We start from the raw sequence: 24,542 nt of genomic DNA on the forward strand, positions 1-24,542 counted from the left end.
GGCAAGGAAAGCAAAGCCATGAGCGTTGAAACCGAGGTCCATACCGGCGGTTGCCAGTGCGGCGCCGTGCGCTTTGCGGTGATGGGAGCGCTCGGCCATGCCTCGATCTGCCATTGCCGCATGTGCCAGAAGGCATTCGGCGGCTTCTACGGCCCGCTCGTCTCGGTGCGTGGCGCCGATCTCGCGTGGAGCCGCGGCGAGCCGAAGCGCTTCCAGAGCTCGAACCATGTGCAGCGCGGTTTCTGTGCCGACTGCGGCACGCCGCTGACCTACGAGGCGCCGGACGGCGTGGCGATCGCCATCGGTGCTTTCGACGAGCCGGCCGGCATCGTGCCCGAAGTCCAGTTCGGCACCGAGGGCAAGCTGCCGTATGTCGACACGCTCGCCGGACTGCCGGGCATGATTACCGAGGCGGATGACGAGTCCGCCGCCTTCATTGCCACGCTGGTCAGCTACCAGCACCCCGATCACGACACGACACATTGGCCGCCTGAGGGCGGCGCACCCGAAAAGCAAACCGCGTCCCGCGACGGGACCGCCAAGGATGACGCGCGATGAGCAAGGAACGCCTCTATCTCTTCGACACCACGCTTCGCGACGGTGCGCAGACCAACGGCATCGACTTCTCGCTCGAGGACAAGATCGCCGTTGCCGAACTGCTCGACACCCTCGGCGTCGACTACGTCGAGGGCGGCTATCCCGGCGCCAATCCGCTCGACACCGCGTTCTTCGCCGAGCCGCGCTCGAAGGCCGCGACCTTCACCGCCTTCGGCATGACCAAGCGGGCAGGGCGTTCGGTGGAAAACGATCCGGGCCTCGCCGCACTGCTCAACTGCGCGTCGAGCGCCATCTGTTTCGTCGCCAAGTCGTGGGACTATCACGTCAAGGTCGCGCTCGGCACGACCAACGAGGAAAACCTCGTTTCGATCCGCCAGTCGGTCGAGGCGACGGTTGCCGCGGGCAAGGAAGCGCTGGTCGACTGCGAGCACTTCTTCGATGGCTACAAGGCCAATCCGGAATACGCGCTGGCCTGTGCCCGCACGGCTTACGAGGCCGGTGCGCGCTGGGTCGTGCTGTGCGACACCAATGGCGGCACCATGCCCGACGAGATCGAGGCGATCGTCAAGACGGTCATCGAAACCGTACCGGGCGATCATCTCGGCATTCACGCCCATAACGACACCGAACAGGCGGTCGCCAACACGCTCGCGGCCGTGCGCGCCGGTGTGCGTCAGGTGCAGGGCACGCTGAACGGCCTTGGCGAGCGCTGCGGCAACGCCAATCTGACGACGCTGATTCCGACGCTGATGCTGAAGCCGGACTATGCGGATCGCTTCGAGGTCGGCGTCAGCAAGGAAGCGCTGGCCGAATTGACCCACATCTCGCGCAGCTTCGACGAGATGCTGAACCGCTCGCCGGATCGCCACGCGCCCTATGTTGGCCTTGCGGCGTTTGCCACCAAGGCCGGCATCCATGCGTCCGCGATCCTCAAGGATCCGAAGACCTACGAGCATGTCGCGCCCGAAATCGTCGGCAACCGCCGTCACGTTCTGGTCTCCGATCAGGCCGGCAAGTCGAATCTCGTTGCCGAACTGGACCGGCTCGGTGTCGCCGTCGACCCGAAGGATCCGAAGCTCGACAAGCTGCTGACCCTCGTCAAGGAACGCGAATCCCAAGGCTATGCCTATGAGGCCGCCGACGCGTCCTTCGAACTGCTCGCCAAGCGCACGCTCGGCACCGTTCCGCGCTTCTTCGAGGTGAAGAGCTTCCGCGTCATGGTCGAACGCCGCTACAACGCGATCGGCGAACTGGTCAGCGTGTCGGAAGCCAGCGTCAAGCTCGAGATCGACGGCGAGACCCTGATGTCTGTCGCCGAAGGCAATGGCCCGGTCAACGCCCTCGACCTTGCCATGCGCAAGGATCTCGGCAAGTACCAGCCGCTGATCTCCGACCTCGAGCTGGTCGACTACAAGGTGCGTATCCTCAATGGCGGCACCGGCGCAGTGACCCGCGTGCTGATCGAGAGCATGGACAGCAGCGATGGCCATCGCTGGTTCACCGTCGGCGTGTCGTCGAACATCGTCGATGCCTCGTTCCAGGCGCAGATCGACTCGCTCGTCTACCAGCTCATCCGCAAGACCGAGGCCGAAGCCGAAAAGAACGCGCGCATCCGCGTCGTCAACGAATGAGCGCCGGCGGGGACGGCTCGCAGGCAAGACCCGGAATTTCGACCGATGCTGGCGCCGAGGCCACCCGCGAATTGCGCATCGGCATGACCGCTGCCCTCAGCGCCTATCTGCTGTGGGGCTTCGCGGTCGTCTTCTTCAAATGGGTCGAGCACCTTCCGGTCTGGGAAATCGTCGCCAACCGCATCGCCTGGTCGGTCGTCTTCGTCGGCCTGTTCCTGTTCGTGCGCGGTCGCTTCGGTGAGGTGCGCGCCGCGCTTGCAACCCCCAAGGTGCGCATGGCGCTCGTTGTCAGCACGTTGCTGATCGCCACCAACTGGACTGTCTATATCTGGGCGGTGACCAATGCGCAGGTGCTGCCGGCGAGCTTCGGCTATTTCATCAATCCGCTGGTCAACGTGCTGCTCGGCTTTCTTCTGCTCGGCGAACGCCTGACCCGCAATCAGTCGGTCGCGGTCGGCATTGCGGCGGTGGCGGTTGCCATCCAGGCGCTGATGTTGCCGGGCTTTCCCTGGATTTCGCTGACGCTCGCCTTTTCCTTCGGCTTCTATGGCTATATCCGCAAGCTGACCCCGGTTGGTGCGTCGCCGGGGCTCTTCATCGAGACTGCGTTCCTGCTGCCTGTCGCGCTCGCCTACATCGCCGTTCTCGGCGCAAACGGGGAAGGGCACCTGTTCACCGCGCCGCTGACCAGCCTGCAACTGGCGCTGACGGGCATTGTCACGGCACTGCCGCTGATCCTGTTTGCCGTCGGTGCGCGACGCCTGAAGCTCGCCACCATCGGCCTGCTGCAATATCTCGCGCCGTCGATCCAGTTCCTGCTCGCGGTGCTGGTCTACGGCGAGCCGCTGTCGCCGATCCGCTTCGCGACCTTCGCTCTGATCTGGCTGTCGCTGGCGATCTACACGGCGGATTCCTGGCGCAAGCGGGGCTGAGCCGGATTTCAAGGCGATATCAGTTCGGGGAAATCAGAGGCGCTTGATCGCTTCGGCGTCGGCGGCGATGTCGAGCGCGGCCTGCGCGGTGTCCTTCACCGCTTCGGCCAGTCGCGGAACGATATCCTCGACATGGTCGACGACCAGATAGGACACCATATAGGGCTCGCCGATAAACGACTCGCTGCGCATATGGGCCAGCAGATCGATCAGCGGGTTCCAGAAGCCGGCGACATTGGCCAGAAGCACCGGCTTCTTGTGTTGGCCGAGCTGCGCCCAGGTCATCATCTCGACCACTTCTTCCAGCGTGCCGACGCCGCCGGGAAGCGCCACGAAGGCCTCGGCGCGTTCGAACATGGTGCGCTTGCGCTCATGCATGTCGGTGGTGACGATCAGCTCGCTGACGTCATCCAGCATGATCTCGCGCGTCGACAGGAATTCCGGAATGATACCGGTTACTTGACCGCCATTGGCAAGTACCGACTTGGCCACCGTGCCCATCAGCCCGATCGAGCCGCCGCCATAGATCAGGCGGATATCGTTCGCGGCCATTTGCCGGCCGAGCTCGTTGGCTGTGTGGACATAGAGCGGATTTTCACCCGTCCGCGAACCGCAATAGACGCATATGCTTCGAATCTGTCCCATGGATCGTGTCTCGCACCGCCGGCACGAAGCGTCAAGCGCCGCTTCCGGACTGTGTGAATACACCACAAAATGGCCATTGCCTTGCGGTAGAGGGCATTCCCGTATAACCATCGATTTGCTTGCAAGAGACAAAGGAAAACACCGAGTTTCGGCTGGCGCGGCATACGCTGCCTCCGGTACCGGCGAGGGAAACGGAAATTCCGATGATCAGCATCATTCGCACTGTCGCCATCATGTTCACCGTCGGTGGCGTTGCCGTCGGCGCACTCGTCGCGACGGGGGTGATCAGCATGGATCAGGTTAAGCAGCCGCTGCGCGCTGTTGGCCTCTATCAGCCGGCCGAAGAGCCGTCTGCAGCCGGTACAGGCGGCGACAAGCCAGCTGCACTCGCCAATGTCGAACCGCAGGGCGAGGCGAAAACCGAATCCGCCGCTCCGGCGACGGTCACCGAGAAACTGACCAAGGAACTGACCGGCGAAGCGCCGAAGGCGGGCGACAAGCCGTCCTTCGACGTCGTGCGTGTCGAGCCGAATGGCGATGCCGTCGTTGCCGGCGCCGCCGAACCGGGCGCGATCGTTGCGCTGATGGCCGACGGCCAGGTGGTCGGCAAGGGTGTCGCGAACGCCTCGGGCGAGTGGGCGATCGTCGTCGACAAGCCCTTTGAGCCGGGCAGTCACGATGTCTCCGTCAAGGCGAAGCCGGCCGCAGGCGGTGACGAAGTCGAATCCGAGCAGCGCGTCACCGTCTCTATCCCCGAAGAAAAGAGCGGCGAAGCACTGGTCGTCATGAACACGCCGGACCAGCCGACGACGGTTCTGCAGAAGCCGGAAGACGCCACTGTCGCGGCCGCCGAGGCTAAGACCGGGACCTCGACTGAAGCGCCGGCCGAGCAGCCCAAGGAAACCGTTGTTGCAACCGCCGAACCGGCTGCTCAGGAATCCGCCGAGGCATCTCAGGCCGCCACAACGGACGAGGCACCGAGCCGCAGCCTGACGCCGGCCGGAAACAACGGGACGACGAGTGAACCGGCCGCCGCCGAGGCGCCGGCTGAGCCGGCCATGAAGGTCGTCAAGAACGTCACTGTCGAGGCGGTCGAATCGGAAAACGATGTGCTCTATGCCGCCGGTGGCGGTGAGCCGGGCTCGACCGTCCGTGTTTATGTCGACGATCAGTTCACCGGCGAGGCGACCGTCAACGGCGAAGGCCGCTGGCTGTTGAAGACCGATCGCCCGCTCGCCGCGGGCCGCTACACCGTCCGTGCCGATCAGCTCGGCGGCAGCGACGGCGCTGTGGTCGCGCGCGCCGCTGTGCCGTTCGAGCGCGGAGCCGACGAGATCATCCTGCGCCGCGTGGTCGCCACCTCCGGCGGATCGGGTGATGCGGGCGGTAGCGCCGCCGATGTGGTCCTCGACGAACTGCCGTCGGTGATCATCCGTCCGGGCGACAATCTCTGGCGCATCTCGCGCCGGCTGTACGGTCAGGGCGTGCGCTACACGACGATCTACCAGGCCAACAAGACCCAGATCGGCAATCCGGACCTGATCTATCCCGGTCAGGTTTTCCTGACCCCGTCCGGCGATACCAACTGGACCAACTGACGGCCTTCTTTGTTTCTTTTCAATTCTGACGCCACGTAACCGGCGGGAAGTGCCCCCGCCGGGGTCGCCAGACTCGTCTTTGGATGCTATCGCCTAAAGGCAAGATTCAGGGGCAACGATAGAGAGACCATCCATGACCGTTCTGGCGGCCGGATTGGCCATATTTCTTCTCGCGCATTTGCTGCCGGTCGTCGGCGGACCAAGGAAAGCGATCATCGCGCGCATCGGGCTGCTGCCCTATCGCGGCCTGTTTTCACTCGCAGCCCTGATCGGTCTCGTGCTGATCGTCTGGGGCTACGGCATCGCGCGCGAGAGCGGCGTTACCGTTATCTACGACCCGCCGGTCTGGATGCGGCACCTCGTGCTGCTGCTGATGCTGCCGGTATTCGTGCTTTTGACATCGGCCTATCTGCACAACCCGATCAGCGCGGCTGTGCGTCATCCGATGGTTCTCGCGGTGAAGATCTGGGCCTTCGCGCATCTGCTTGCCAATGGCGACGTGGCGTCGCTCATGCTGTTCGGAGGCTTTCTTGTCTGGGGCGTGCTCGACCGCATCTCGCTCGCACGCCGCGAACGCGCTGGCGAAGTCCGCGTGCGAGGCGGCTCGATTGCCAATCTGGTGGCGTCGCTGGTCGTCGGTCTCGCGGTCTACGGTCTGTTCATCTGGAAGGGCCATATGTGGCTCATCGGTGTTCCGGTTCTGTAACCGGAAGTGATCCGCCGAACGCCCGGGTGCCTTGGCGAAGGCTCTGCCGTCGCGTAAAACGCTGACGGGCGGCTAAACCGGTTTGCAGGAAAGGGATTCTCTCGACCGTATTCGCCGGCATTGGCCGGGGAGGAAACGCGCTTGCCATGCTGTTGCCCGATTGCCGGTGCACCGGCAGGGACGAAGGGCGCGCGCGAGTGCGGTTTGTTTGCCACGCTATCGGCGAAAAGCTAATGTTGCGGCTCGCTCCGGGCGAGGAACAATGTTATGCGTCTGGCCAATGTGGCGATAAGAGACAGTAGATATAAATGTCGGATATTTTTCGCGAAGTAGAAGAAGACCTGCGGCACGAACGGCTGCGCAAGATCTGGGATCGCGTTGGCCCGTATGTCATTGGCGTTGCGGTCCTGATCGTTGTCGGCACCGCCGGCTATCGTGGCTGGGAAGCCTGGACGCGCGCGCAATCGGAAGCCGCCGGCGACGAATACGTCAACGCCATCGAGGCAGCCGAGCAGGGCCGTACCGATGAAGCCGAACTCGCGCTGCATGCCATCGCGCGCGGCGGCTCGAGCGGATACGCCGCACTCGCCCGCATGCGCCTTGCCGCGATCGAGGCCGAGAAGGGCGATACCGAAGCCGCCGTAAAAGAATTCGATACCATCGCCGCGGACAAGAAGGTTGCGCCTTCGCTGCGCGACGCGGCCAGCCTGCGCGCCGGTTATCTGCTGGCCGATGGCGGTGATCGGGCGGAAATCGAAAAGCGGGTCTCGACCCTCACCGCCGACGACAATCCGTGGCGCCACGGCGCGCGCGAGTTGATGGCGCTGGCCGCCTATGGCGCGGAAGATCTCGCCGGCGCACGCAAATGGTTCCAGGCGATCGTCGATGATCGGGCTTCGCCGCCCGAGGTTATGTCGCGCGCCCGCATGATGCTGGCACTGGTCGAATCTCTGGCCGGCCCGGCCGCCAATGCCGCCGGACAGGACAAACAGAGCGAGGGTCAGTGATGCGCGCTGCAAACACCACCTGGGTGCGAGCCCTCGTCATCGGTGCCGGCGTTCTCGCCCTTGCCGGCTGCGAGACCGTCTCGGATTTCAATCCGTTCTCGGAAAAGGAGAAGATCCTTCCCGGCGAACGCCAGCCGCTCTACACGGGCGCCGACCCGCTCGATGAAGTGGCGGGCGCCACGTCGGTCTCGCCCGGCGGTCAGAGCGATCGCGGAAGCTGGACCCAGTCGGGCGGCAATGCGGCCAATTATTCCGGCCACGTGGCGCTCGGCGGCGGCGGCGGTGCACGCACCTGGAAGGTTCAGGCCGGCGCCGGCGGCGGTTCCGGTTTCGGCTCCATCACCGGTGAATCCCTGCGCGTGACCGCGCGGCCGGTCGCCTATGGCGGCAATGCCTATGTCTACGATCCGCGCGGCAAGGTGACGGCGGTTTCGCTCGGCGGCGGACGCCGCTGGACGGTCAATGTCCGCCCGGAAGGCGAGGAAAACGACAATGCGGCCGGTGGCGGCGTTGCCGCCGATAACGGACGCGTCTTCGTGTCGACCGCCTATGGCGAGGTCATCGCGCTCGACGCCGGTTCCGGTCAGAAGGTTTGGACCGCGAAGCTGCACGGGCCGGCCCGCACCGCGCCGAGTGCGGCTGACGGCAAGGTCTTCGTCGCGACCCAGAACAACGAAATTTACGCGCTCAACCAGTCCGACGGCAGCGAGCTGTGGACCTATCGTGGCATCGCCGAAAACGCCGGTCTGCTGCAGACGGCAAGCCCCGCTGTCAGCAGCGGCATTGTCGTCGTGCCGTCGACCTCGGGTGAGATCGTGGCGCTGTCGACGAGCAGCGGCGACTTCCGCTGGAGCGATATGGTCAGCCGTTCGTTCCGCACCGAAGCCGTCTCCGGCCTTGCCGACGTCTCGGCGAGCCCGGTCATTGCCGACGGAGTGGTCTACGCCGCAGGCGTTGGCGGTCGCACCATCGCTGTCAATCTGAAGTCCGGCAGCCGGCTTTGGGAAGAGGGCGTCGGCAGCATGCACACGCCCGTGGTTTCCGGCGAGGCCGTGTTCATGGTCGACATCGAAAACCGCGCCGTCGCACTCAGCCGCAAGACCGGTAAGCCGCTCTGGGTGACCGAACTGCCGCGCGGCGAAAAGAAGAAGCGCAACATCTGGGCCGGTCCGGTTCTGGCCGGCGGCGCCTTGTGGTTCGTTTCCAACCGCGGCGACATGATCGCGATCAACGCCTCGAACGGCACGGCGATTTCGAGCCGCAAAATCGGCTCGTCTGCCTATGTTTCCCCGATCGCGGTTTCAGGCCAGATTCTGGTGCTGTTCGGCGACGGTGCGCTGGCGGCCTATCGCTGATAGATCCACGCTGCGGGAACATCTTCCCGTGGCGGAAAATTCGGGGTGCACAGGGTCGTTCCGGCCGCATCCTGTAGAAGACCAGGCGAGCGCGTCCGGACCTGTCGAGTGACAGCCGGGCGCGTTCCCTCATCAGGGCGGGAGCCTGAACAGTCATGGGTTTCACAGTCGCCATCGTCGGGCGGCCCAATGTCGGCAAGTCGACCTTGTTCAACCGTCTGGTGGGCAAGCGGCTGGCGCTCGTCGATGATACGCCGGGTGTCACCCGCGATCGCCGCGAAGGCGAGGCGCGGCTCGGCGATTTGCGCTTCACCGTCATCGATACCGCCGGCCTTGAAGATGCCGACGAAACGAGCCTCGAAGGGCGGATGCGCGCACAGACCGAAGCCGCGATCGCCCAGGCCGACGTAACGCTCTTCGTCATCGACGCGCGGGCAGGGCTGACACCGTTGGACAGCCACTTTGCAGAACTGCTCCGTCGCTTCGATCGCCCGATGATCCTGGTTGCCAACAAGGCCGAGGGACGGGCCGGCGAGGCGGGTATCTACGAATCCTACGGGCTCGGTTTCGGCGACCCGGTGCCGCTGTCCGCCGAGCACGGCGAGGGCATGGCCGACCTCTTTGCCGCTCTCGATGCTGTGTTCGAGATGATCGTGGTGGATGAACCGGAAGTCGATGTCGTGCTCGACGAGGCCGAGGCCGCTGCCGGCGATGACGAGGAGCGCGTGGTCGAACCGGGCCTCGACCCGAAAAAGCCGCTGCGTATCGCCATCGTTGGACGGCCGAACGCCGGCAAGTCGACGCTGATCAACAAGATGATCAACGAGGATCGCCTGCTGACCGGTCCTGAAGCCGGCATCACGCGCGACTCGATATCCGTCGACTGGAAGTGGAAGGACCGCTCCGTCCGCCTGTTCGATACCGCCGGCTTGCGCCGCAAGGCGCGGGTGCAGGAAAAGCTCGAGAAGCTGTCGGTCGCCGACGCGCTGCGCGCGGTGCGTTTCGCCGAGGTGGTCATCATCCTGCTCGACGCCGCGATCCCGTTCGAAAAGCAGGACCTGCAGATCGTCGATCTGGTGGTCAAGGAAGGCCGCTCGGTAATTCTGGCCGTCAACAAGTGGGACGCGGTGACCGACCGTCAGGAAAAGCTCACCGAGCTGCGCGAGGAGTGCGAGCGCCTGCTGCCGCAGATCCGCGGTGTGCCGCTCGTCACCGTCTCGGCAAAGACCGGCCAGGGCATCGACAAGGTGATGGAAGCGGTGATCGCGACCTACAAGGTCTGGAACCGGCGCGTCGCCACCGCAAAACTCAACCGCTGGCTCGACATCACCACCGAGCGCCATCCGCCTCCCGCGGTTGCCGGCCGCCGCATCCGCCTGCGTTACATGACCCAGGCGAAGGCCCGGCCGCCGCACTTCATAGCGTTTTGCTCACGCCCCGACGTGCTGCCGGACGCCTATGTGCGCTATCTGGTGAACGGCCTGCGCGAAACGTTCAAGCTGCCCGGCGTGCCAATCCGCCTGACCCTGCGCAAGGGCGAGAACCCCTATGAGGGCCGCAAAAAGAAGCGGTAAGGCGCGGGTTTTCTGCCGCCGATACGCCAGCACTCTGCGTCATCCTCCGGCTTGACCGGAGGATCGGCCGGACGCGAGCACGGCCGTTCCGTTCAAATATCGGCAGCGGTCAGAGCGCACCATCCACGTCTTCAATCCACACCGTGCATATGGAGAGCGATCCTCCGGTCAAGCCGGAGGATGACGTGCTGGAGTGAAAGGTGACGGGAAGGAAAGGGTGAGACGAGACGCGCGTACGCGATCGGCCAGCGCCTTCACGTTCAGCCAATGCCATTGGATGCCGGATCAAGTCCGGCATGACGATGGAGAATCTTGCGAAGAAGACCGCGCGGACGCGCAGTCAGGCCTCGAACCCTAAGCCGGCAATTGCGGCGTCAGCCACTGCTTGGTTGGGAAGTCGAAGATGCGCCCGGTTTCCGCGCAGGACGGCGAAACCATCTCCACGACATACGGCGCCAGCTCGTCCGGATGCGGCAGCGTCTCGGGATCTTCGCCCGGCATGGCGTGCGCCCGCATCGCGGTGCGCATCGGGCCCGGATTGATCAGGTTTACGCGGATCGCGTTGGAACGGTTTTCTTCCGCGTAAGTACGCGCGAGCGCCTCCAGAGCGGCCTTGGAGACCGAGTAGGGACCCCAGAACGGCCGGCACTTGTGCGGTGCGCCGGACGTGAAGAACACCGCGCGACCGGCGTCAGACTGCTTCAGGAGCGGATCGAGTGACCGGATCAGCCGCCAGTTGGCGTTGACGTTGATGGTCATCGTCTGTTCCCAGATCTTGACGTCGACATGGCCGAGCGGCGAGAGCTGGCCGAGCATGCCGGCATTGCCGACGAGGATGTCGAGCTTGCCCCAGCGCTCGAAGATGGCCGCGCCGAGCCGGTCGATGGCGTCGAAATCCGCGAGGTCGAAAGGCACCAGCGTGGCGGCTTCGCCGCCGGCTTCCCGGATCTCGTCATCGAGTTCCTCGAGGCCGCCGACTGTGCGGGCAACCGCGATGATATGCGCGCCTTCGACTGCCATGGCTTTGGCGAGCGAACGACCGATACCGCGCGACGCGCCGGTAACGACAGCGACGCGACCCTCTAGTGCCTTAGCCATGAATTCATCCCACCTCGGCCAGCAATGACAATTGCCGGACATTGTCAGTATTGGAGCGGTCTGTCAGCCGCGTCGGATAGTCGCCGGTGAAGCAGGCATCGCAGAACTGCGGCTGCGCGTTGTTGCGGCCATCGACGCCGACGGCACGGTAGAGACCGTCGATCGACAGGAAGGCGAGGCTGTCGACCTTGATGTAGCGCGCGATCTCCTCGATCGACATGCGCGAGGCGATCAGCTTGCCCTTTTCCGGTGTGTCCACGCCGTAGAAGCAGGAGTCCTTGGTCGGCGGGCTGGCGATGCGCATATGCACTTCGCGGGCGCCGGCATCGCGCACCATCTGCACGATCTTCAGCGATGTGGTGCCGCGCACGATCGAATCGTCGACCAGCACGACGCTCTTGCCTTCCAGCATGGCGCGGTTGGCGTTGTGCTTCAGCTTCACGCCGAGATGGCGGATATGGTCGGACGGTTCGATGAAGGTGCGGCCGACATAGTGATTGCGGATGATGCCGAGCTCAAACGGCAGATTGGCGCTCTGGGCGTAGCCGAGCGCGGCAGGAACACCACTGTCGGGAACCGGAACGACGATATCGGCCGGCGCCGGGGATTCGGCGGCAAGCTCGGCGCCGATCCGTTTGCGTACTTCGTAGACGCTGGTGCCTTCGACAACCGAGTCGGGACGCGCGAAATAGACATACTCGAAGACGCAGAAGCGCTTGTGGGCGGTCGGGAAGGGCTTAAGGCTCTGCAGCCCGTCGTCGGTGATAATGACCACTTCGCCCGGCTCGATATCGCGCACGTAGGAGGCGCCGATAATGTCGAGTGCGCAGGTTTCCGACGCCAGAATGTAGGCGCCGTCGAGCGCGCCGAGCACCAGCGGGCGCACGCCGAGCGGATCGCGACAGCCGATCATCTTCTTTTCCGACAGGCCGACGATGGCGAAAGCGCCTTCGATGGCCGCAATCGCGTCGATCAGCCGCTCGATCAGGTTGCCTTTGTCGCTGGTCGCGATGAGATGGATGATCGCTTCGGTATCGGAGGTCGATTGGAAGATCGAGCCGCGTTTCTGCAGCGCTCGCTGCAGCGTGCGCGCGTTGGTGATGTTGCCATTGTGCGCCATCGCGAAACCGCCGGCGACGAACTCGGCAAACAGCGGCTGAACGTTGCGCAGCACCGGTGCACCCGTGGTCGAATAGCGGGTGTGGCCGATCGCTCGATCTCCCTGCAGCCGTTCGATGACAGGGCCTTTGGAGAAATGGTCGCCGACGAGGCCGATATGGCGTTCGGAATGAAACTGGTTGCCGTCGAAGGAGACGATACCGGCGGCTTCCTGACCGCGGTGCTGCAGGGCGTGTAGGCCGAGCGCGGTCAGCGCGGCGGCGTCGCGATGGCCGAAAACGCCGAAAACCCCGCACTCCTCGTGCAGATGGTCGTCATCGGAAATGCCGGCAGCGGCAGGCGTTGAGCGCGCTTGCGTCATGATCGTCATCCTGCTGTGCGGGCCGTATGCGGGTCCGCTTTACTGAGTGTTCTGGCCAGTCGATTCCATCAGCTGGTTGAGGCCGTCGCGCTCGCCGCTGCGATAGGCCGGCTCTTCGCCGCTGGTGGTTTCCTCGGCTTCGCCGGCGCTTTCAGGTGCGGCGCCGCGTTTGCGCAAGTGATCGAGAATGCGCTTTTCCGGGTCCTCCGGCAGCGCCGCGATCAGCTTGTCGCCAATGGTGTCGAGGATGTCCTTCGATTTCGCCTTGGCGATCCAGGCCGGCTGGCGCTCGGTTTCCGGCATCGCCCAGTTGACGAACAGCATCGCCACGACGACGAGGAACAGGCCGCGCACGGCCCCGAACAGGAAGCCGAAAGTGCGGTCGAGAGCGCCGATGCGGCTATCGAGCACGAAGTCGGAGACGCGCATGGTGATGTAGCTGACCACGATCAGCGTCACCAGGAAGATGGCGCCCGCGGCGACCGCCGTCGCGATCATTTCGTGGCTGATATATTGCTGCACGAAGGGCACGAGCTTCTTGTAGAACAGCAGCGCGACGACAAACGCCACGATCCACGAAACGATCGACAGAACCTCGCGCACGAAGCCGCGGATCATCGCCAGGAATGCCGAAATGAGCATCACGGCAATGAGAATTCCGTCAAGTATTGTGATCGGCATCGTCGGTCGATCCTTGCTGCCCGGTACCTTGCGCAACATGCGCGGTCCGAAAAGTTGTCGCTCATGGACTTTCCGCACAGGCGGAAAACCCGGCCTTTCAATCGTCGTCCGTCAGTGCCGGCGCCGCGTTCTGGCGTCGCCCCGATACGATGCGCGCGACCAGATCGCCAAGGTCTTCGACCCCGACAAAGTCGAGCCCAATCGCCGGTTCACTTTCACCCCGCGCGGCCTTTGCCGCAACGGCTCTGCGAAAGCCGAGCTTCTCGGCTTCCTTCAACCGCGCGCTCACCTGCGCCACCGGCCGCACCGCGCCTGACAGGGCAACTTCGCCGAAATAGACGGTCTCGGGGGGAAGAGCAACCCCGCTGGCCGATGAGATGAGGGCGGCGGCGACCGCGAGATCAGCTGCCGGCTCATTGATTTTCAGCCCGCCGGCGACCGCGAGATAGACATCCTGCGCGCCGATCTTGAGGCCGCAGCGGGCTTCGAGCACGGCGAGGATCATCGAAAGCCGGCTGGTATCCCAGCCGATCACGGCGCGTCGCGGCGTGCCGAGCGGCGAGGGCGCGACCAGCGCCTGCATCTCGACGAGCAGCGGCCGCGAGCCCTCCATGCCGGCAAAGACCGACGCCCCCGGCGTGCGCGCCATATGATCGCCGAGGAACAGTTCCGACGGGTTCGCGACCTCGCGCAAGCCCGCGCCGGTCATCTCGAAGACACCGATCTCGTCGCTCGGCCCGAAGCGGTTCTTTACCGACCGCAGGATGCGGAACTGATGCGCGCCGTCGCCCTCGAAGTAGAGCACGGCGTCTACCATATGCTCGACCACGCGCGGTCCGGCGATCTGGCCGTCCTTGGTGACGTGGCCGACCAGCACCATGGTCGCACCGCTCTTCTTGGCATAACGGGTCAGCGCCTGTGCCGAGGCGCGCACCTGCGTCACCGTGCCCGGCGAGGATTCGACCGTGTCGGTCCACAGCGTCTGCACCGAGTCGACGATGACGAGGGCAGGTGTCGCATCGGCTTCGAGCGTCGCGATGATGTCCTCGACGCTGGTTTCCGCGGCCAGCGCCACCGGCGCGGCGGAAAGCCCGAGCCGTTCGGCCCGAAGCCGCACCTGAGCGACCGCCTCTTCGCCGGAGATATAGACAACGCGATGGCCGTCTGCCGCGAGGCGGGCAGCGGCCTGGATCAGCAGCGTCGATTTGCCGATGCCCGGATCGCCGCCGACAAGCAGCACCGAGCCGCGCACGAAGCCGCCACCGGTGACACGATCGAGTTCGGCGATGCCGCACTGGAAGCGCGGCGCGTCCTCGATGGCGCCGGCCAGCGGAACCAGCTCGACCACCCGCCCGCGCGAGGACGCGGTTTTCTTCGGCCCGCCACCGATGCCGCCGGCGGCGTTTTCCTCGACGATGGTGTTCCACTCGCCGCAGGATTCGCACCGGCCGCTCCAGCGGGCGGTTGCCGAGCCGCAGTTCTGGCAGACATAGGAGAGGGGACGCCGCGCCATGCGTCAGGCCTTTTTGCGAAGGTGCCGGCGGGTATAGCGCCGGCCGAGCCCGGTGAGGATTTCATAGCCGATCGTGCCGGCATGCCCGGCGACCTCATCGACCGACACCGTCGGTCCGATCAGTTCGACGAGGGAGCCGCGCTCGACCGTACCGTGTTCGATGTCGGTGACGTCGAGCGCGATCAGATCCATCGACACCCGTCCGATGATCGGCACGCTCTGCCCGCTGACGATGCCCCGACCGCCGGGCTTGATGTCGCTCGAACCGGCAGAGCGGTGAAAGCCGTCCGCATAGCCGACCGCAACGATCGCCACCCGGCCATCGCGGTTCATCGTCTCCGATGCGCCATAGCCGACCGTTTCGCCGGCCATGACATTGCGAAGCTGCGCGACGCGCGCTTCGAGAGTGACGACGGGCCGCATCGGGTTTTCGGCATCGCCGAGCGGGTTGCCGCCGTAGAGCCCCACGCCCGGCCGGACGAGATCGAAGCAATAGGCGGAGCCGAGCAGGATGCCGGCGGAATTGGCGAGCGAAGCGGGAACGCCCGGGAACAACGTCCGCACCGCACCGAACCGCTCGAGCTGTTGCTTGTTGAGCGGATGGTCGGCCGTATCGGCACAGGCGAGATGGCTCATCATCAATGAAAGCTCGAACGCGGCGAGCAATTCGGGACGCTGCGCGACTGCCTCAGCCTCGGCGATCCGGAGTCCGAGCCGGCTCATGCCGGTGTCGACATGGATTGCCGCCGGCAACCTCTCACCGCGCGCGGCGCAGAAGGCGGACCATTCCTCGATCTCGCCGATCGAGCCGAGCACAGGGCGCAGATTGGCGGCGGCGAAGGTCTCACCCGTGCCGGGGAACAGGCCATCAAGCACGTAGATGGTCGCCTCGGGCGCAACCATGCGCGCCCGCAGGCCTTCGTTGGGAAGTGCCACGAAGAAGGTGCGGCAACCGGCGTCGAGGAAGGTGGCAACGGCCTCTTCAAGCCCGGTGCCGTAGCCGTCACCCTTGACGACCGCCGAGCACTCGGCGGCGCCGGCGCGTTCGGCGAAGAGCCGCCAGTTCGCGGCAAGCGCGGCGTGGTCGATGCTCAATATGCCGCCGGCCAGCGCCTCGGCCGGGCCGTAGTGATCCGGTGTGTCCTTGCCGGTCATGCGATCAGTCCATGCGCGAGGGCAGCCGGTCGTCGCGCACCAGCGTCGAGAAACGGGTGACGTCGGCGTCGAACTGCAAATCGATCGTGCCGGTCGGTCCGTGACGCTGCTTGGCGACGATCAGTTCGGCAACGCCGGCAACGCGCTCCATTTCGGCCTGCCAGGTGAAGAACTCCTCCGAACCTTCCTTCGGCTTCTTGTTCTTCATGTAGTACTCCTCGCGGAACACGAAAAGCACGACGTCGGCGTCCTGTTCGATCGAACCCGATTCGCGAAGGTCTGAGAGCTGCGGCCGCTTGTCGTCGCGCGTTTCCACCTGACGCGACAATTGCGAGAGCGCGATGACGGGAATCGCGAGTTCCTTGGCGAGCGCCTTCAGCGAAGTGGTGATTTCGGTGATTTCCTGCACGCGCCCGTCGGAGACGCGCTTCGAGCCCTGCAGCAGTTGCAGATAGTCGACGATCAGAACGTCGAGACCCTTTTGCCGCTTCAGCCGGCGTGCCCGCGCCGCAAGCTGGGCGATCGACAGGCCACCGGTCTGGTCGATATGCAGCGGCACGGTCTGCATCTCGCGGCTGGTCGCGGCGAGCACCGCGAACTGCTCCTCATCAATGGCGCCGCGGCGGATTTCCGAAGACGGGATGCCGGCCTGCTCGGCGAGCACACGGGTGGCGAGCTGTTCGGCCGACATTTCCAGCGAGAAGAAACCGACGATGCCGCCGTCGACCGCCTTCAGCGAGCCGTCGGGCTGTTCCTCGCCGCGATAGGAGCGGGCGATGTTGTAGGCGATGTTGGTGGCCAGCGCCGTCTTGCCCATACCCGGGCGACCGGCGAGCACCAGAAGGTCCGAGCGCTGCAGACCACCCATCAGCCGGTCGACGTCCTCAAGCCCGGTGGCGATGCCCGACAGATGGCCGTCTCGCTGATAGGCAGCAGCCGCCATGTCGATGGCATCGGCGAGCGCGTCGGAAAAGGTGAAGAAGCCGCCATCGTAGCGGCCGCTTTCGGCCAGTTCGAACAGCCGGCGCTCGGCATCCTCGATCTGCGATTTCGGCGGCATGTCGACCGGCGCGTCGAAGGCGATATTGACCATGTCCTCGCCGATGCGGATGAGGTTGCGCCGCAGCGCCAGGTCGTAGATCACGCGGGCATAATCTTCCGCGTTGATGATAGTCGTCGCGTCGGCTGCAAGGCGCAGCAGGTATTGCGTCACCGAGAGTTCGCCGATGCGGTGATCGGTCGGGAAGAAGCTCTTCACGGTGATCGGCGAAGCGACCTTGCCCGCCCGGATCAGCTCCGAAGCACGCTGATAGATCTCGCGATGCGGCTCGAGAAAGAAATGCACCGGCTCGAGAAAATCCGAGACGCGATAGAACGTGTCGTTGTTGGTCAGGATCGATCCGAGCAGCTGACGTTCCGCCTCGACGTTATGAGGCGCGGTGCGCGGCAGCGGCGCGGTTTCGGAACGGCGGGGTGCATTCGAGGCCATCTGGCGGGTTCACCTGTCGTTTCGACCGAAAGCATCTCGTTGTGCGAAACCGGGTTTCGCGCACGGGCGACCGATCGGAAATGTCGTATTGCTGGCGCTTTGTCCGGACCCGTCGAAAACGCCAGTACACAAGGGCAGGGGAGAGACACCATCCCCGCCACTTTAGCCAATGCCGGATGCGGGGGAACCGAAGCCGGCACGATTTCCCGGCCATCCCCGCTATTCACAGGTCGATTGGCAAAACGGCGCCCGCTTGCGGCACGCCGGGTTTCGAATCGCGATTTTACCGCAGTCCGCATCCGCTCCGCCATTGCGCTCGAGCGGACAAAAAAAACCCGCCGCTCGTTTGCAGGTGCTGCGAGCGGCGGGACTGTATTTGGTGCCGGGCGGGAAACCGCCCGTCGAGCGATTACTGTTCGTCGCTGGTCTCGGCTTCGGCCTCTGCCTCTGCCGGAGCTTCGAAGTTTTCTTCGCCTTCTTCGTCCTCGTCCTCGACCTCGAGCACGAAGCCTTCGTCACGCTGGGTGAGGTCTTCACCGTGCGCCTGACGGGTTGCTTCGTCTTCCGAACGGGCGACGTTGACGGTCACCGTCGCGTCGACTTCCGGATGGAGGATGATCTGGACCGAATGCAGGCCGATCGTCTTGATCGGCGTGGCCAGGGCGACCTGGTTGCGGGCAACCGTGAAGCCGCCGGCTTCCAGCCCTTCGGCAATATCGCGGGTCGACACCGAACCGTAGAGCTGGCCGGTTTCGGCCGCCTGACGGATGACGATGAAGCTCTCGCCGTTCAGCTTGCCGGCGACGACTTCGGCTTCCTGCTTGCGCTCCAGGTTGCGGGCCTCGAGCTGGGCGCGCTGCTCTTCGAAGCGAGCCATGTTGGCGGCGGTGGCACGAAGCGCCTTGCCCTGCGGCAGCAGGAAGTTACGGGCGTAGCCCGGGCGAACCTTAACCGTGTCGCCCATCTGGCCGAGCCTGGCGATGCGTTCGAGAAGAATGACTTTCATTGTGGTCTCCTTACCATCTGTCCCGCGACGATGAACGTCATCGTGCGGTTAGAGGCGGCACGCGGGAGTGCGACCGCCCCAGAGGACCGCTCGCGGGGGCATGCCCCGCGCCCGGTTAGCTGATCACGTAGGGCAGCAGGCCCAGGAAGCGGGCGCGCTTGATGGCGCGGGCCAGTTCACGCTGCTTCTTCGCCGACACCGCGGTGATGCGGCTCGGAACGATCTTGCCGCGCTCGGAAATGTAGCGCTGCAGCAGCTTGAGGTCCTTGTAGTCGATCTTCGGCGCGTTGGCGCCGGAGAACGGGCACGACTTGCGACGACGGAAGAAGGGGCGGCGAGCAGATGCGTCAGCCATGATGGTATCTCCTGAATTCTGTACGAAACGGTCGGATCAGCGGGCGCCTTAGCGGCGCGGGCCGCGATCTTCGCGCGGACCACGGTCTTCGCGCGGGCCACGATCACCGCGATCGCCGCGGTCGCCACGATCACCGCGCGGGCCGCGGCGGTCATCACGGTCGCGCTTCTGCAGCATCGCCGACTGGCCTTCCTCGTGCTCGTCGACGCGGATGGTCATGTAGCGCAGGATGTCTTCGTGGAGGCGCATCTGCCGCTCCATCTCGGCAACCGCTTCGTGCGGCGCTTCGATGTTCATCAGCGCGTAATGCGCCTTGCGGTTCTTCTTGACGCGATAGGCGAGGCCCTTCAGACCCCAGTTCTCGACCTTGGTGATCTTGCCGCCATTGCCTTCAATGACGCCCTTGAACTGGTCGATAAGCTGTTCGACCTGCTGGCTGGAAATATCCTGACGTGCCAGCAGAACATGCTCGTAAAGCGGCATGGTGCCTTTCCTTCTATTGTGCCGGCGCAAAGCCCCTTCGAAGCCTCGTGTTGGAAAGGCTCGATGGTCACCTTCGAGAGCGGGAACACGGGAAGTCGGATCCGTCTTGGATCGCGATCGGTTATGCTTGGCACCACCGATCTTCCGTTCAGCCCCCAGCCGGGCAGGTTTCAGAGCCGGCACCTATACGCTATTTTGTCGCGAACGCAAGGCTAATCCGCCGTTTGCCGCGATTCGCTCGGACGTCGCACTTGACTCCGCGCGTCCGTACGGCCACTTCCACCGGCGACATCAGCTTGCGGATAACGAAAACGGGGAGAAAACCGCCATGACCATCGCCTTCACCTTTCCTGGACAGGGTAGTCAGGCGGTCGGTATGGGCAAGGACCTTGCCGATACCTATCCCGAAGCCGCCGCCGTGTTTGAGGAAGTCGACGCCGCGCTCGGTGAAAAGCTCACCGATACGATGTGGAACGGCCCGGCCGATGCGCTCACACTGACGGCGAACGCCCAGCCGGCTTTGATGGCCGTCAGCCTCGCTGCAATGCGGGTGCTAGAGGCGCGCGGGCTCGATCTGGCCGCTTCCGTCTCCTACGTCGCCGGCCATTCGCTCGGTGAATATTCCGCGCTCGCCGCCGCCGGCAGCCTGAGCATCGCCGATGCGGCCCGCCTCTTGCGCACGCGCGGGCGCGCCATGCAGGAAGCCGTTCCGGTCGGTGAGGGCGCCATGGCGGCGCTTCTCGGACTCGACCTTGACGCGGCCGCAAAAGTCGCAGCCGAAGCGGCTGAAGGCGCGGTTTGCGAGGTCGCCAACGATAACGCCGACGGTCAGGTTGTGATTTCGGGCCATCGTGCCGCGATCGAACGCGCGCTCGATATCGCCAAGGCCGCGGGCGCCAAGCGCGCCGTACTCCTGCCGGTCAGCGCGCCGTTTCATTGTTCCTTGATGGCGCCGGCTGCCGACGTCATGGCCGAGGCGCTTGCTGCCGTCGAGATCAAGGCGCCGAAGGTTCCGCTGATTGCCAATGTGGTCGCCGGCCCGGTCAGCGACGCCGGCCAGATCCGTAACAACCTCGTCGCCCAGGTGACCGGGTCCGTGCGCTGGCGCGAATCCGTCGCATGGCTTGCCGGCAACGGTGTTGGCACGCTGGCCGAGATCGGCTCGGGCAAGGTGCTGAGCGGTCTCGCCAAGCGTATTGCCAAGGGCGTCGAAACCGTTACCGTCAATGGCCCGGCGGATATCGATCCGCTGCTTGCCCGGCTTGGCTGACCCATTTGAATTTCGCGAAGGAAAAAGATGATGTTTGATCTGAGCGGCAAGACCGCGCTTGTGACCGGCGCAACCGGCGGCATTGGCGGCGCCATCGCCGAGGCACTGCATGCGCAGGGTGCCACCGTGGTGCTGTCCGGCACCCGTGCCGAACGGCTCGAGGACCTCGCCTCCAAGCTCGGCGAACGTGTTCACATTGCGGCCGCCAATCTCTCCGACCGCGCCGATGTCGACGGGCTGATCGCCAAGGCCGAGGCCGCTGCGGGTCAGGTCGATATTCTGGTCAACAATGCCGGCATTACTCGCGACATGCTGTTCATGCGCATGAAGGATGAGGACTGGGACGCCGTCATCGAGGTCAACCTCACAGCGGGCTTCCGCCTTTGCCGCTCGGCGCTGAAGGGTATGATGAAGCGCCGCTTCGGCCGCATCATCGGCATCACCTCGGTCGTCGGCACCACCGGCAACCCGGGGCAGGGTAATTATGCCGCAGCAAAGGCCGGCATGGTCGGCATGTCGAAGTCGCTCGCGCAGGAAGTCGCGAGCCGCGGCATCACCGTCAACACCGTCGCGCCGGGCTTCATCGACACCGCGATGACCGAAGCGCTGAACGACAAGCAGCGCGAGGCGATTCTGACTGCGGTTCCCGCCGGACGGTTGGGAACCGGCGAGGACGTGGCCGCCGCGGTGGCCTATCTGGCCAGCGATGAAGCGGCCTACGTGACCGGCCAGACGCTGCACGTCAATGGCGGCATGGCGATGATCTAAGGCCGGAAATCCGCCGCCCGGAAGCGCTTTCCACAGGCGGCGGACTAGGCTGTTTGCGTGTCTGGCCAAGCCGGATAAAGTGTGTTACCAACCGCGCGGTCTTACGACTGAACCATGGTTGGGGTAGTTTCGAGGGCTGGAAATTGCGGCGCAGAATTGTCATTTCGGCGTTTGCGATTATCTGTTTTCGCTTACAGTGTCATGATGCTTAAAAGACGCGCGATGCCCGTCGAAATCATGAACCGTGAAAGATCGAGGAATAAGTAGAATGAGCGACATCGCAGATCGGGTGAAGAAGATCGTCGTCGAGCATCTCGGTGTGGATGCCGAGAAGGTGACGGATAACGCCAGCTTTATCGACGACCTGGGCGCTGACAGCCTTGATACCGTCGAGCTCGTGATGGCTTTCGAAGAAGAGTTCGGCGTTGAAATCCCGGACGATGCCGCCGAGACGATTCTGACCGTCGGCGACGCCGTTGGTTTCCTGGAAAAGAACGTCGCCTGACCCTTTATTAGGGTTGGTCCACAATTCGGCACTCACAGAAGGTCGGTGGGGGAGGATGCGACGAGTCGTCGTTACTGGTCTTGGAATGGTTACGCCACTCGGAACCGATGTGGACGTGACCTGGAAGCGCATCCTTGCGGGTGACAGCGGCGCGCGGCGCGTGGAATCTTTCGAGGTTTCCGATCTCGGGTGTCAGATCGCCTGTCAGGTGCCGGTCGATCCTGCGGAAGAAGGCTATTTCGATGCCGACCGCTGGATGGAGGCCAAGGAACGGCGCAAGGTCGACGACTTCATCGTCTATGCGATGGCAGCCGCCGACCAGGCGATCGCCGACTCCGGGTGGACCCCGACGAAATACGAAGACCAGATCCGGACCGGTGTACTGATCGGTTCGGGTATTGGTGGCCTGCAAGGCATCGAAGAAGGGGCGAACACCCTGCGTGATCGCGGCCCGCGCCGCGTTTCGCCCTTCTTCATTCCCGGTCGCCTGATCAATCTTGCATCCGGCTACGTCTCGATCCGGCATGGCCTCAAGGGGCCGAATCACGCCGTGGTCACGGCCTGCTCGACCGGCGCGCACGCCATTGGCGATGCGTCCCGCCTGATCGCGCTCGGCGATGCCGAAGTGATGGTCGCGGGCGGCACCGAGTCTCCGATTTGCCGTCTGGCGCTGGCCGGCTTTGCCGCGTGCCGTGCGCTCTCGACCGGCTTCAACGACGATCCCCAGCACGCTTCGCGCCCCTACGACCGCCGTCGTGACGGCTTCGTCATGGGCGAGGGTGCCGGCATCGTCGTTCTCGAGGAATACGAACACGCCAAGGCGCGTGGCGCGAAGATCTACGCCGAGGTCATCGGCTACGGCATGTCCGGCGACGCCTATCACATCACGGCACCCGCCGAGGATGGCGACGGCGCCTATCGCTGCATGTCGGCTGCAATCGCACGCGCCGGCGTCACCGCGTCCGACATCGACTACGTCAACGCCCACGGCACATCGACCCCGCTCGGCGACGAGATCGAACTCGGCGCCATTCAGCGGCTTGCCGGGGATGCCGCCGACGGCATGACGATGTCATCGACCAAGTCGGCGACCGGCCATCTGCTCGGTGCGGCTGGTGCGGTCGAGGCGATCTTCACCGTGCTCGCGATCCGCGACAGCATGGCGCCGCCGACCATCAATCTCGACGACCCCTCGGTCGAGACAAAGATCGATCTGGTTCCGCACAAGCCCAAGCCGATGTCGATCGACGTCGCGCTGTCGAATTCCTTCGGCTTTGGTGGGACCAACGCGTCGCTGGTCTTCCGCAAGGTTTCCTGACCGGCTCGCGCCGCGGAATTTCTCACAGACCTCCGGACGTTCGGCCGGCAAGGGCTGTTCTGGTCCAGGCGACCTCGCAACGTCCGGGTTCGCGCATTCTCACCGGAAGCGCGCCGACAGCGGGCGGGTTCGTCCTTTCGCCATAATCCTTGCACAGGGTCCCGCCCTTGCCAGGTAGAAACGAACGGGAGCCGAGAATGGCTGATCGCTCCAACGAACCGGGCCTGCGCCCGAGCCCGAAGAGTCCGCGTGAAGCGATCGAACCGGAGCAGGCACCGCCGCCGCCATCCCGGTCGCGCCATGTTCGCCATCCGGTGATCATGGTCCTCAACCTGATGATGACGCTGCTCGTCGTCGGTGTGATCGCCGTCGGTGGCGTTCTCTATTGGGGCAAGAGCAAGTTCGAGGAGCCCGGGCCGCTCGCCGCCGACCGCACGGTCATTATTCCGAACGGCGCCACGCTCGATTCCATCACCACCCTGTTGAAGCGCAACGGAGTGATCTCGGAGGGCTGGGTCTTCTCGACCGGCGTCCAGGTCTACAAGCAGGCCAACAAGCTGAAGGCCGGCGAGTATCTGTTCAAGGCGCGCGCCAGCATGGGCGATGTCATGGAGACGATTGTCCAGGGCAAGGCGATTCTGCATTCCGTGACGGTGCCTGAAGGCTATTCCAGCAAGCAGATCGTCGCCAAGCTGATGGAGCAGGATCTGCTCACCGGCGATATCGAGGTCGTGCCGGAAGAGGGCACGTTGCTGCCTGAAACCTACAAGTATACGCGCGGCACGACGCGCCAGCAGATGATCGACAAGATGAAGGCGGCGCACGACCGCGCGGTCAAGGAGATCTGGGGCCGGCGCGCCGAGAACCTGCCGATCAAGACGCCTGAAGAAATGGTCATCCTTGCCTCCATCGTCGAGAAGGAAACCGGCAAGGCCGACGAGCGCACCCGCGTTGCCGGTGTCTTCGTCAATCGCCTGAACAAGGGCATGCGGCTCGAGTCGGATCCGACCATTCTCTACGGCCTGTATGGCGGCGACGCCTGGGATCGTTCGCGCACGCTCTATCGCAGCGAGCTGAACAAGGAAAATCCCTACAGCACCTATCAGATCAACGGCCTGCCGCCGGGACCGATCGCCAACCCGGGCCGTGCGGCGCTCGAGGCCGTGGTCAACCCGTCGCGCACCAACGATCTGTTCTTCGTCGCGGACGGCACGGGCGGCCATGCCTTCGCCGAGACGCTCGACGACCACAACCGCAACGTCAATCGCTGGCGCAAGGTCGAGCGGGATCGCAAGGCAGCCCGCGAGGCGCAGGAAAAAGAAGCCGCGGCCGAGAAGGCAGCGGCTGAGAAGGCGGATGCCGAAACTGCCGAAGGCGGCGACGCGGCTGCCGAGGACAAGCCCGCGGCGAACTGA

23 protein-coding genes are annotated in these 24,542 nt (G+C 64.5%); 13 read left to right on the plus strand and 10 right to left on the minus strand.

Translation table 11 applies throughout. The features are described 5' to 3' along the window. The first annotated feature begins 18 nt into the window (after positions 1 to 18). Genes C0606_01355 through rarD form a run of 3 tightly spaced genes read left to right on the plus strand, consistent with a single transcriptional unit; the run spans position 19 to position 3,121 of the window. A complete protein-coding gene (locus C0606_01355; GenBank protein ID PLX39642.1) occupies positions 19 to 558 on the plus strand; it encodes an aldehyde-activating protein in 540 nt (179 codons plus the stop codon). Continuing rightward, positions 555 to 2,189, plus strand: coding sequence for a citramalate synthase (locus C0606_01360; GenBank protein PLX39215.1), 1,635 nt, complete (start codon positions 555 to 557; stop codon positions 2,187 to 2,189). The genes C0606_01355 and C0606_01360 overlap by 4 nt, the downstream gene beginning before the upstream one ends. Next, positions 2,186 to 3,121 carry an EamA family transporter RarD gene (gene rarD / locus C0606_01365; protein PLX39216.1) on the plus strand — a complete coding sequence of 312 codons (936 nt, stop codon included), beginning with the start codon at positions 2,186 to 2,188 and terminating at the stop codon, positions 3,119 to 3,121. The genes C0606_01360 and rarD overlap by 4 nt, the downstream gene beginning before the upstream one ends. Before the next feature lie 33 nt (positions 3,122 to 3,154). On the opposite strand, the gene C0606_01370 is transcribed toward rarD, so the two are convergent. Then, the gene (locus tag C0606_01370; protein ID PLX39217.1) at positions 3,155 to 3,766 is read right to left on the minus strand and encodes a TIGR00730 family Rossman fold protein; all 612 of its coding nucleotides are present in this window, start codon (positions 3,764 to 3,766) and stop codon (positions 3,155 to 3,157) included. Between the two features lie 197 nt (positions 3,767 to 3,963). Here C0606_01370 and C0606_01375 point away from each other — a divergent pair, with 197 nt between their 5' ends. The 5 genes from C0606_01375 (at position 3,964) to C0606_01395 (ending at position 10,006) form a co-directional block, all read left to right on the plus strand. Next, on the plus strand, positions 3,964 to 5,364 hold the full coding sequence (locus tag C0606_01375) for a peptidoglycan-binding protein (GenBank protein ID PLX39643.1): 1,401 nt from the start codon (positions 3,964 to 3,966) through the stop codon (positions 5,362 to 5,364). Positions 5,365 to 5,497: 133 nt separating this feature from the next. Continuing rightward, positions 5,498 to 6,070: an NnrU family protein gene (locus C0606_01380; protein ID PLX39218.1), complete on the plus strand. Its 573-nt coding sequence runs from the start codon at positions 5,498 to 5,500 to the stop codon at positions 6,068 to 6,070. Positions 6,071 to 6,378: 308 nt separating this feature from the next. Next, positions 6,379 to 7,077, plus strand: a complete 699-nt coding sequence (locus C0606_01385) for a hypothetical protein (protein PLX39219.1) — start codon at positions 6,379 to 6,381, stop codon at positions 7,075 to 7,077. Further along, a complete protein-coding gene (locus C0606_01390) occupies positions 7,077 to 8,432 on the plus strand; it encodes a hypothetical protein (GenBank protein ID PLX39220.1) in 1,356 nt (451 codons plus the stop codon). The genes C0606_01385 and C0606_01390 overlap by 1 nt, the downstream gene beginning before the upstream one ends. A gap of 155 nt (positions 8,433 to 8,587) precedes the next feature. Next, complete coding sequence (locus C0606_01395) at positions 8,588 to 10,006, plus strand: ribosome biogenesis GTPase Der (protein ID PLX39221.1); 1,419 nt, start codon at positions 8,588 to 8,590, stop codon at positions 10,004 to 10,006. A 354-nt stretch (positions 10,007 to 10,360) separates the two neighbouring features. Here C0606_01395 and C0606_01400 read toward each other — a convergent pair whose 3' ends face one another. The 9 genes from C0606_01400 to C0606_01440 form a co-directional block, all read right to left on the minus strand. Further along, complete coding sequence (locus tag C0606_01400) at positions 10,361 to 11,104, minus strand: oxidoreductase (protein PLX39222.1); 744 nt, start codon at positions 11,102 to 11,104, stop codon at positions 10,361 to 10,363. A 4-nt stretch (positions 11,105 to 11,108) separates the two neighbouring features. Further along, positions 11,109 to 12,584, minus strand: a complete 1,476-nt coding sequence (locus C0606_01405) for an amidophosphoribosyltransferase (protein PLX39644.1) — start codon at positions 12,582 to 12,584, stop codon at positions 11,109 to 11,111. Positions 12,585 to 12,623: 39 nt separating this feature from the next. Next, the gene (locus C0606_01410; GenBank protein PLX39645.1) at positions 12,624 to 13,265 is read right to left on the minus strand and encodes a colicin V synthesis protein; all 642 of its coding nucleotides are present in this window, start codon (positions 13,263 to 13,265) and stop codon (positions 12,624 to 12,626) included. Positions 13,266 to 13,362: 97 nt separating this feature from the next. Continuing rightward, the gene (locus C0606_01415; protein PLX39223.1) at positions 13,363 to 14,778 is read right to left on the minus strand and encodes a DNA repair protein RadA; all 1,416 of its coding nucleotides are present in this window, start codon (positions 14,776 to 14,778) and stop codon (positions 13,363 to 13,365) included. Between the two features lie 3 nt (positions 14,779 to 14,781). Beyond that, positions 14,782 to 15,933 carry an alanine racemase gene (gene alr / locus C0606_01420; protein ID PLX39224.1) on the minus strand — a complete coding sequence of 384 codons (1,152 nt, stop codon included), beginning with the start codon at positions 15,931 to 15,933 and terminating at the stop codon, positions 14,782 to 14,784. A gap of 4 nt (positions 15,934 to 15,937) precedes the next feature. Beyond that, positions 15,938 to 17,422, minus strand: a complete 1,485-nt coding sequence (locus tag C0606_01425) for a replicative DNA helicase (GenBank protein ID PLX39225.1) — start codon at positions 17,420 to 17,422, stop codon at positions 15,938 to 15,940. 409 nt (positions 17,423 to 17,831) lie between these two features. Continuing rightward, complete coding sequence (locus C0606_01430; protein PLX39226.1) at positions 17,832 to 18,428, minus strand: 50S ribosomal protein L9; 597 nt, start codon at positions 18,426 to 18,428, stop codon at positions 17,832 to 17,834. 115 nt (positions 18,429 to 18,543) lie between these two features. Further along, positions 18,544 to 18,783, minus strand: coding sequence for a 30S ribosomal protein S18 (gene rpsR, locus C0606_01435; protein PLX39227.1), 240 nt, complete (start codon positions 18,781 to 18,783; stop codon positions 18,544 to 18,546). Positions 18,784 to 18,831: 48 nt separating this feature from the next. Continuing rightward, on the minus strand, positions 18,832 to 19,266 hold the full coding sequence (locus C0606_01440) for a 30S ribosomal protein S6 (GenBank protein ID PLX39228.1): 435 nt from the start codon (positions 19,264 to 19,266) through the stop codon (positions 18,832 to 18,834). 328 nt (positions 19,267 to 19,594) lie between these two features. Here C0606_01440 and fabD point away from each other — a divergent pair, with 328 nt between their 5' ends. The 5 genes from fabD (at position 19,595) to C0606_01465 (ending at position 24,542) form a co-directional block, all read left to right on the plus strand. Next, entirely contained in the window at positions 19,595 to 20,536 is a 942-nt protein-coding gene (gene fabD, locus C0606_01445; GenBank protein ID PLX39229.1) for a [acyl-carrier-protein] S-malonyltransferase, read from the plus strand. Between the two features lie 30 nt (positions 20,537 to 20,566). Then, positions 20,567 to 21,304 (plus strand): beta-ketoacyl-ACP reductase, encoded by a 738-nt coding sequence (locus C0606_01450; GenBank protein ID PLX39646.1) that lies wholly within the window; start codon positions 20,567 to 20,569, stop codon positions 21,302 to 21,304. A 268-nt stretch (positions 21,305 to 21,572) separates the two neighbouring features. Continuing rightward, the gene (locus C0606_01455) at positions 21,573 to 21,809 is read left to right on the plus strand and encodes an acyl carrier protein (GenBank protein ID PLX39230.1); all 237 of its coding nucleotides are present in this window, start codon (positions 21,573 to 21,575) and stop codon (positions 21,807 to 21,809) included. A 55-nt stretch (positions 21,810 to 21,864) separates the two neighbouring features. Continuing rightward, positions 21,865 to 23,127, plus strand: coding sequence for a beta-ketoacyl-[acyl-carrier-protein] synthase II (gene fabF / locus C0606_01460; GenBank protein ID PLX39231.1), 1,263 nt, complete (start codon positions 21,865 to 21,867; stop codon positions 23,125 to 23,127). 197 nt (positions 23,128 to 23,324) lie between these two features. After that, positions 23,325 to 24,542 (plus strand): endolytic transglycosylase MltG, encoded by a 1,218-nt coding sequence (locus C0606_01465; protein PLX39232.1) that lies wholly within the window; start codon positions 23,325 to 23,327, stop codon positions 24,540 to 24,542.

The sequence above is a fragment of the Hyphomicrobiales bacterium genome, assembly GCA_002869065.1.
Taxonomy (GTDB): Bacteria; Pseudomonadota; Alphaproteobacteria; order Rhizobiales; family Rhodobiaceae; genus Rhodobium.